This is a genomic window from Prevotella sp. TF12-30 (genome assembly GCF_003436715.1).
Classification (GTDB): Bacteria; Bacteroidota; Bacteroidia; order Bacteroidales; family Bacteroidaceae; genus Prevotella; species Prevotella copri_A.
Window position 1 is genome coordinate 1 of record NZ_QSQJ01000066.1, and the last position, 7,634, is coordinate 7,634.

Here is a 7,634-nt window from a genome sequence, read left to right on the forward strand (position 1 = left end):
ATATAATATAAAATAATTACTTATAATTTGTAACAACAGAAAGAGTAACTATCCCGAAAAAAACTGAATACTGAATACTGAACACCTTTAGGCACTAATTAGTTTACTCCGCAAGGGGTATTCCATTCGGGATGTGGCAAAAGTTAAGTGGAAGGAGCGTGAGTACGGTGCAACGAGTTAAGCGATTAAAAACACACAATCACAGCAATAAAACTATTAATTTTACGTTCTTTTCAAAATGGGGTTGTGCAATAGTGGCTTAAAGGCTAAAAGCACTACCTTTGAATGCTGTTAAATATGGGAATGTTCAAAGTCACAATTTGTGATTTTGGAAAAATGAATATAAATATGACAGATAAAATAGAAAAAAGGAGACAACCTTTGCAGTGCCGTACAATGGCGAGGACAACAACGATTATGTCGATGGCAAGGGCTTCTGCTGCAATGACGGCAGCTTGGAGGCTGCGCAGGCACGAGCTTTGTCGAGAGCTGCAAAGAATAACTTCCAAGAGGGCGACGTATACGAGAAGATGCAGTTCTACTACCATCCAGACCATTTGGGTAGCAGTAGTTACATCACCAACTCTATAAATCCCATACATTTCGCTCGATTTAAGAAAAAATAATATAACTTTGAACAAAATTTCCCATCTAAATGAAGATATCATCCATATTAAAACAGAAGCGGACATGGAGCATCATGCTTTTCTATGTTCTGGCGGTATTAATAAGAGTCGTCTCAACCCGCTTTGAGACCATAGACCCATCCCACGTCAAATTGTGGGATTTCGTAGGTGGCTTGAGTCCACTCATAGGCGCGATTGTCGTTATCTTGGCGCTTCGAAGAAAAATGAAGACATCTCTTTTTGGTACATCGGTCACCAAGAGCATCCTCACATTGGCGGTGCCTTTTGTTCTGTTTGGCATTGTTGATTACAAGGAGATTGGACTCTGTTTGTGGTTATTGTTTGTATATCTGCTCTATGCCTTCTTCGAAGAGGTGGGCTGGCGGGGATACCTTTATAGCGAACTAATTGGTTGCAAAATCATTCACCGACTGCTGCTCACCACTTTGCTTTGGTTCTTTTGGCATTGCAGAGCATGGCAAATAGGGGATGTGGGCTTCTTTGCCTTGTTGTTCCTTGCTTCTTTTGGTCTTGACAAGCTTATCCGTGATACGCATTCTCTTATACTGGTGGCCTGCTTCCATGGTCTGTTCAATTTTTATTTCAAATGCCTCTCCGACCCAAGCCATTGGTCGTCAATCGTTTGTCTCGTCATCACCATCATGCTGTGGCTCTACATTTGGTATGGGCCAAAAGTCAAGATTTGCTGGAGATAATGTAATGCTTGGGACAAAAAGAAAGGAATACTTTATGATTACAAGAATCATATATCATATGCGCAAGGAGATGATAGTGGAAATACGCTTGAATTATATAGTATTAAGGCGCATCGCCAGTAAGCGTCCTTTGTTATTTGATCCAAAAATAACTTTTTTCAAAACTTTCTCCCGAAATCCTTGGCAGTTTCAAAAAGAAATCGTAACTTTGTGGGGTAGATTTTAAAACAGATGGATATGAAGTACTTAGATCCTAAGGCAGACCTCACGTTCAAGAAGATATTCGGCAATCATCCCGCAAGACTGATTAGTCTTCTGAATGCCCTCCTGCCACTCAGCGAAGAGGAGCAGATACACGAGATAAAGTATCTGCCAACAGAACTTGTGCCCCAGCTCGAAGGGGGCAAGAATACCATAGTGGATGTACTCTGCACCGACGTCAGAGGCAGGAAGTTCTGCGTGGAGATGCAGATGGAATGGTCTGATGCCTTCCAGCAGCGAGTATTGTTCAATGCATCCAAGCTCTATGTGAGTCAGGCTAAAAAGGGAGGAAAATACAGCGAACTCCAACCCGTGTATTCTCTCAACCTGATAAATGACATCTTTGCGCATGATACTCCGGATTTCATCCACAACTACCGCATCGTGCACGATAAGGACAGCAATAAGGTCATTGAAGGCTTGCATTTCACCTTCATAGAACTTCCCAAGTTCACACCTCATTCCATCGCCGACAAGCGCATGATGGTGCTGTGGCTCCGTTTCCTGACGGAAATCAATTCCAATACGAAGGAAGTACCAGCCGACCTGCTTAATGACCCGGAGATAGGAAAAGCCGTAGAAGAACTGGAGATTTCCGGTTTCACAGATGCCGAACTCTGGGCCTACGACAAGTTCTGGGATTCCGTAAGCGTTGAAAGAACCCTCATTGATGACAGCTACCAGAAAGGCATAGAGAAAGGCATAGAGAAAGGTATAGAGAAAGGCATGAACCAGAGAAGCCTTGAGATTGCCAGAAAGATGCTGACACAGGGTATGGATGAAGCAATGGTCATGGATATGACGGGGCTGACGGCAGAGGAAATCAAGCAGATGAAACTCTAGGCTTGCCATGCTATATGAGATGAAAGAAAAATATAAGTGAGATTTTCCGCCTCGCTATGTGTTAGCGAACTCATTTTGGGGCTAATTACTAATCTATAAAATAAATACTGATAAAAGAAAATAGTATCTGATAAAATCGGAGACCAACTGTCCCCTAAGGGTGTATTCCCTTATAGCACTCCTGGCATTTGCTTGTTCCAGCAAAAATATGTTAGCGCAAACAAATTCTGACGTCCTCTACTAAGGAACGAGCGACAAAGAACTTAATTTACTAACCATCATCAATTTAGAATTATGGGTAGATTTATCATCAAGCTCGTGCGCTTGATTCTGAAGTATGGGCGATTCAGCCTTGTTTGCGTGGTCATTCAATTGAATGGCAACAGCAAGTATATTGAGTATATGAACAACGATTTTAAGGAGGAGAAGCCATGCTTGGAGAAGGAAGAACCATAAACGTTACGGGCAATGCCTGCTATATAGAGTATGTGGAGAATTACTATGTGAATGGTATCGCCAAAAAGAAGAACGATGACGATCCTGCGGCACGTATGTCGGATGAACTGAAGGGAGAGAGGGGACTGGCAGTCTTGAAAAATCTGCAGAAACATGGGTTGCTCGATGAGAACTTCTACCCTATGGGACTGTCCAACTCTGAGTCTGCGGTCCTTGCCTATCAGATATCCATAACGCTGGGTATCAATGAGATGTGGAAAGTGTTCTCTGACCTCTGGAATATTACTCCCAATGCCCTGAGAGCTGCTTATAATAGAGGAATGGAGCAGAAGAAGACGATGAAATTCCTGGATGAAATAACCCCTTTACTGAACGATAGTACTAGTACGCGTACATAGTACGTACTAGGTAAGTATAAAAATATCTCCGTATCTTTGCACCCGTAATCAGACAAGTAAAGTCTGGTTGCGGGCGTTTTTTGTTTATAGGAATCCGGTACCGTTCCTGAAACTGAAATCTGGCGAATATCTCGCAGCCCAACCCTTTAACATGATATATTGATATGTTAGGAAAAGCTTATGTGTTTTATCATCCGCAGTATGGCGGATTGAGAGTGGTGAACAACGACGAAGGGTTGTTCTTTTGCATTGAGGACGTGGTGCCCATCACCGATATCGGCAGAGATACATTGTTCCCAGTATTAGCCGACACGGAGGGGGAAGTGGTCGAAATGTGTGTGGAAGAGCAAACAAAAAAGGTACCGAAGGATTTTAAACAACGTTTGTTCTTCGGTGAATTCTTTGGCCATGCTGACAAGGTGAACCGAAATTGTAGATTAGCTTGGAGAAATATGATATTCGTAGATTCTCAGGTGGTGAAAGATATGACGATAGGCTGTTCGAAAGATCCTGAGCGTAAGTTGTTTTACAAGTGGGTCAAGGATTATATCCAGCCTGTGATAGAGGACAAGGAGAGATGCTGGCGTTATGAATGTGTCATGATGAAAAGAGTCTCTTATGACCCTCTGGAAAAGCCGATGGACATCCGATATGCTGCCGACGGCCTGTATATCAACGGTACGAGAATCAACTGACATTATTAATCTTATAACAAGTTATTACAATCATGAAACAAGCAGCAAAGAAGCAGCTCCTCAACGCCCAGAAGGTGGACGGAGCCATCATCAGTGAGGAAAACGGTACCATCGCCTTCCGCAAGGCGCCATGGAACGATGCCGAGGTTATCTGCGAACAGCCTAAGGTGATACCGGGCAGAATGGTATGCTCTGGCGAGAAGGGAGGCGACGAGTTCGACTTCAAGCCTTACGAGCATACGGGCGAGAAGATCTTCGAGGAAATCTTCAAGACCAACCACGCCGTGGTGCGCACCACCAAGCGCACGGTGCAGGTGAACTATACCTTCAGCCGAGACCTGGACAAGCAGGACATGCTGCGCTACCTCAAGGCAGAGCACAAGGAGCTGATTGCCGGATTCAAGGAGGCAGACATCAAGGGGTAATGTATCATTCAACATTTTAAAAAAATGGAACATATTATAGCATATAATCCGTACAAGAATGGCAATAAGGGGAGCGTAAGCTCCCAGCCACTCTCGGTCTATGACAAGACCATCGCTTATCCCTGGATGGCAGACCTGGTAGCTGCCATCCGTGGGGGTAACGATGAACTGAAGAAGCAGCTGCCTTTCCGCTGCGCTCACTACTACCAGTTTCGAGACAACAGACGCTCGCAGAAGAACGCTGTGCCCGAAAGCTTCCTCTTCCAAACCACCATCGATGTGGACGATAAGAAATATGTGGACAAGGCGATAGAGAAGGCACGTGAACTGAACTGCAGCGACACCATCTGGAAGGGAGCCCTGCTGCACCTGGAGTACTCTGCCCGCAAGAAGCTGCACATCGACATCCGCATGCCCGTGGGCATGACTATCGAGGAGACGCAGCGAGCCTATTGCGAGGCGCTGGGCGTGCCCTACGACGAGAGCTGCATCACGCCTGAGCGCATGCTCTTCATCACCGACAAGGAGTCGGAAATCTATCGCTCGCCCCATTGGTACGAGGTGCTGCCACAGGAAGAACTGAAGAAGCGCAGACAAGCCTACCTGGACCGTGGGCTCACCATCGACGGCAAAGGTGTGGCTGTTTCTGCTATTCAGCCTGCCCAACCTTGTGATAGCAATGCTGCTCATGCTGCTCATCTCAGCCCTGCTGGAACTCCTCGGGAGGCTGTCGCTGTGGCAACCGGCAAGAACCTCGCAGCCTTCGACCTCTTCCGCAATGCGGCTGGCCTGAAGGACGTAGATATCAACTCCCAAGGCTCGCGCCACTCATCGCTCCTGGCAATCATGAGCGCAGGCGCATCGAGAGTGATGCCCGAAGAGGAACTGAAGGCGGTGGTGGCGCAGAAGATGCCTGCCTTCTCGCAGGAACGTGACTGCCAGCAGCTCATCCACGACTTCTATGCGAAATATGGCGACAGTTCGAAGCCGATGTCGCAAGCCGTGATCCGCATCAATGCCCAGGCTGAGAAGTCCTCCCAGAAGGATGCCGTGGCATGCCAATCCGCAAGTTCCATGAGTTCCGAGGACGGCACGGATTCCAATGCGGAAGATGAAAAAATCGCTCCGCCTCCGATGCCCGAACATCTCCCAAAACTCGTGGAGCTGCTGCTATCGAAGACCCCGGACATCTACAAGTCTGCCGTGGCTCACGCCATCTTCCCGCCACTTGCCACACACCTCTGCAAGACCACCTTCAAGTATATTGACAACGTGGAGCACGAGGCTACCCTGATGTGCTGTCTGCTGGCGGGTACGGGCGCAGGCAAGAACTGTGTGCAGATGCCTATCAACATGATTATGGAGGACATCAGAAAGCGCGACCGTGAGAACCTGAACCGGGAGAAGGAATGGAAGGAGGAAGTGACACGCAAGGGCGCCAACAAGGATAAGCGCAAGCGCCCGGAAAACCTCATCATCCAGGAGATAGATGCCGATATGACCAACCCGGCATTCGTGATGCGCACGGCTGAGGCACAGGGGCATTTCCTCTATACATCGCTCAACGAGATAGACCAGTTCGACGCCCTCAAGGGGCAGGGCAACCAGCAGTTCAAGATCATGTGCCTTGCCTTTGATCCGGGGAACTCATACGGCCAGACCCGCGTGGGCACATCGAGCATCACCGAGCGCATCACCATCCGGTTCAACTGGAATGCATCGACCACCGTCCAGCTGGGGCAGCGATATTTCTCGAAGGTGCTTACCGACGGACCTATCAGCCGCATCAACTTCTGTACCATCCCGGAGCGGGAAATCGGTGCCGAAATGCCTGTATATGGCGAATACGACGATGCCTTCAGAGAGGCACTCAAACCGTACATAGAGAATCTGTGCAAGGCATCGGGTAGGATAGACTGCGCTGAGGCTTTCGCCCTGGCAGAAAAGTTGAAGGAAGAGAACGCCGACTTTTCGCGTATGTCGCAAAACAGAGTGTTCGAGAATCTCTCCTTCCGTGGCAACGTAATTGCCTTTCTCAAGGCTTGTGTGCTGTACGTGGCGAACGGCTGCAAATGGGAACCCGAAATAGAAGAGTTCATCAGATGGAGCGAGAGCTACGACCTGTGGTGCAAGATGATTTTCTTTGGTGCAGGCATAGCCAAGGCTAATGAGGTGGGAGAGAAATCGAGCAAGCGAGGACCAGCCAACCTGCTGCAGCAATTGCCTGACACCTTCACCTATGCGCAGGCTGAGATGGTGCGTCAGCAGAACGAGTTCGGCAAGAAGGGCACGGCGATGATGCTGAGAAACTGGGTGAACCGCCATTACATCGAGAAGATTTCTCCGAAGGGAGCAAATGCCGACGGAGCTGACGGAAAGCAGGGCGGAAAGGTGTTCAGTATTCAGTTATTCAGTTTTAAGAAGCTATTATATCGTTCCGACGGACTCGACCTGAGAGGTCTCAACGTTTAACAGTTTCAAAAACTTAACACTTAATATTCAGACAAAATGGAAATAGTATTAAAGCGTATAGCTAAAAGAGGAACTTATACCATAGGCAGACTCTATCTGCTGACCGATGCGAGCGTAAGTCGTAACTCGCTGCCTGGTAAGAAGATAGACGACAAGAGAAGATTGGTTCATACCTTTGACAGCCAGCTGCTGTCCAAGGACACATATCTCTGCGATACCATGGAGCCTACATGGCGCAATCTGTTGGGTATCAAGCTAAAGCCAGAGGAAGTGGATGCCCGCTATAGCCGCAAGAGCGGCGTGAAGGCACGTAAGGTACCTGGCCATACGGCCATTCCTGAGGGATCATATCCCGTGGTCATATCGTATTCGCCAAGATTCAAGCGTTGGCTGCCATTGCTGTTGGGCGTGCCGAATTTCGAGGGCATCCGCATTCATGCAGGCAATTATCCTGACGACACGCAAGGCTGCATCCTCGTTGGGGAGAACAAGTTCGAGGGCATGGTGGTGGACTCCCGCATCTGGCTGCAGCGGCTCATCAACGCCATGGTAGCGGCTCGCGACCGAGACGAAAGTATCTGGATTACCATCCAATAGATAGGGAGTGTGGCATAACTTTTACCATAAAAAAAATGGCGCGTCATAAACTTATGACACGCCATCCTTTGTACACCCTTAGGGATTCGAACCCTAGACCCACTGATTAAGAGTCAGTTGCTCTACCAACTGAGCTAAGGGTGCA

The 7,634-nt window shown here is 47.8% G+C and carries 8 protein-coding genes, 1 tRNA gene and 1 pseudogene; 9 read left to right on the top strand and 1 reads right to left on the bottom strand.

Annotated features, from left to right (window positions below):
* Window positions 1–377: 377 nt before the first annotated feature.
* The 9 genes and pseudogenes from DXD25_RS15450 to DXD25_RS15490 form a co-directional block, all read left to right on the top strand.
* Window positions 378–584: pseudogene (locus tag DXD25_RS15450) on the top strand (type IV secretion protein Rhs); the annotation flags it as partial.
* A 266-nt stretch (window positions 585–850) separates the two neighbouring features.
* Window positions 851–1,342 (top strand): type II CAAX prenyl endopeptidase Rce1 family protein, encoded by a 492-nt coding sequence (locus tag DXD25_RS15455; RefSeq protein ID WP_050796344.1) that lies wholly within the window; start codon window positions 851–853, stop codon window positions 1,340–1,342.
* 231 nt (window positions 1,343–1,573) lie between these two features.
* Window positions 1,574–2,446 (top strand): Rpn family recombination-promoting nuclease/putative transposase, encoded by an 873-nt coding sequence (locus DXD25_RS15465; protein WP_117664282.1) that lies wholly within the window; start codon window positions 1,574–1,576, stop codon window positions 2,444–2,446.
* Window positions 2,447–2,740: 294 nt separating this feature from the next.
* Complete coding sequence (locus DXD25_RS16790) at window positions 2,741–2,902, top strand: hypothetical protein (RefSeq protein WP_153097475.1); 162 nt, start codon at window positions 2,741–2,743, stop codon at window positions 2,900–2,902.
* Entirely contained in the window at window positions 2,878–3,300 is a 423-nt protein-coding gene (locus DXD25_RS15470) for a hypothetical protein (RefSeq protein WP_117664283.1), read from the top strand. The genes DXD25_RS16790 and DXD25_RS15470 overlap by 25 nt, the downstream gene beginning before the upstream one ends.
* A 164-nt stretch (window positions 3,301–3,464) precedes the next feature.
* Window positions 3,465–3,995 (top strand): hypothetical protein, encoded by a 531-nt coding sequence (locus DXD25_RS15475; protein ID WP_117664284.1) that lies wholly within the window; start codon window positions 3,465–3,467, stop codon window positions 3,993–3,995.
* 32 nt (window positions 3,996–4,027) lie between these two features.
* On the top strand, window positions 4,028–4,420 hold the full coding sequence (locus DXD25_RS15480; RefSeq protein WP_117664285.1) for a hypothetical protein: 393 nt from the start codon (window positions 4,028–4,030) through the stop codon (window positions 4,418–4,420).
* A 24-nt stretch (window positions 4,421–4,444) separates the two neighbouring features.
* Window positions 4,445–6,892 carry a hypothetical protein gene (locus DXD25_RS15485; protein ID WP_117664286.1) on the top strand — a complete coding sequence of 816 codons (2,448 nt, stop codon included), beginning with the start codon at window positions 4,445–4,447 and terminating at the stop codon, window positions 6,890–6,892.
* A gap of 36 nt (window positions 6,893–6,928) precedes the next feature.
* Entirely contained in the window at window positions 6,929–7,489 is a 561-nt protein-coding gene (locus DXD25_RS15490; protein WP_117664287.1) for a DUF5675 family protein, read from the top strand.
* 71 nt (window positions 7,490–7,560) lie between these two features.
* Here DXD25_RS15490 and DXD25_RS15495 read toward each other — a convergent pair.
* A tRNA-Lys gene (locus DXD25_RS15495) sits at window positions 7,561–7,633 on the bottom strand.
* Window position 7,634: the final 1 nt, after the last annotated feature.

Bases quoted from the DNA above. Each gene is read 5' to 3' on its own strand.
- DXD25_RS15455 (WP_050796344.1), top strand. From the start codon at position 851: ATGAAGACATCTCTTTTTGGTACATCGGTCACCAAGAGCATCCTCACA.
- DXD25_RS15465 (WP_117664282.1), top strand. From the start codon at position 1,574: ATGGATATGAAGTACTTAGATCCTAAGGCAGACCTCACGTTCAAGAAG.
- DXD25_RS16790 (WP_153097475.1), top strand. From the start codon at position 2,741: ATGGGTAGATTTATCATCAAGCTCGTGCGCTTGATTCTGAAGTATGGG.
- DXD25_RS15470 (WP_117664283.1), top strand. From the start codon at position 2,878: ATGCTTGGAGAAGGAAGAACCATAAACGTTACGGGCAATGCCTGCTAT.
- DXD25_RS15475 (WP_117664284.1), top strand. From the start codon at position 3,465: ATGTTAGGAAAAGCTTATGTGTTTTATCATCCGCAGTATGGCGGATTG.
- DXD25_RS15480 (WP_117664285.1), top strand. From the start codon at position 4,028: ATGAAACAAGCAGCAAAGAAGCAGCTCCTCAACGCCCAGAAGGTGGAC.
- DXD25_RS15485 (WP_117664286.1), top strand. From the start codon at position 4,445: ATGGAACATATTATAGCATATAATCCGTACAAGAATGGCAATAAGGGG.
- DXD25_RS15490 (WP_117664287.1), top strand. From the start codon at position 6,929: ATGGAAATAGTATTAAAGCGTATAGCTAAAAGAGGAACTTATACCATA.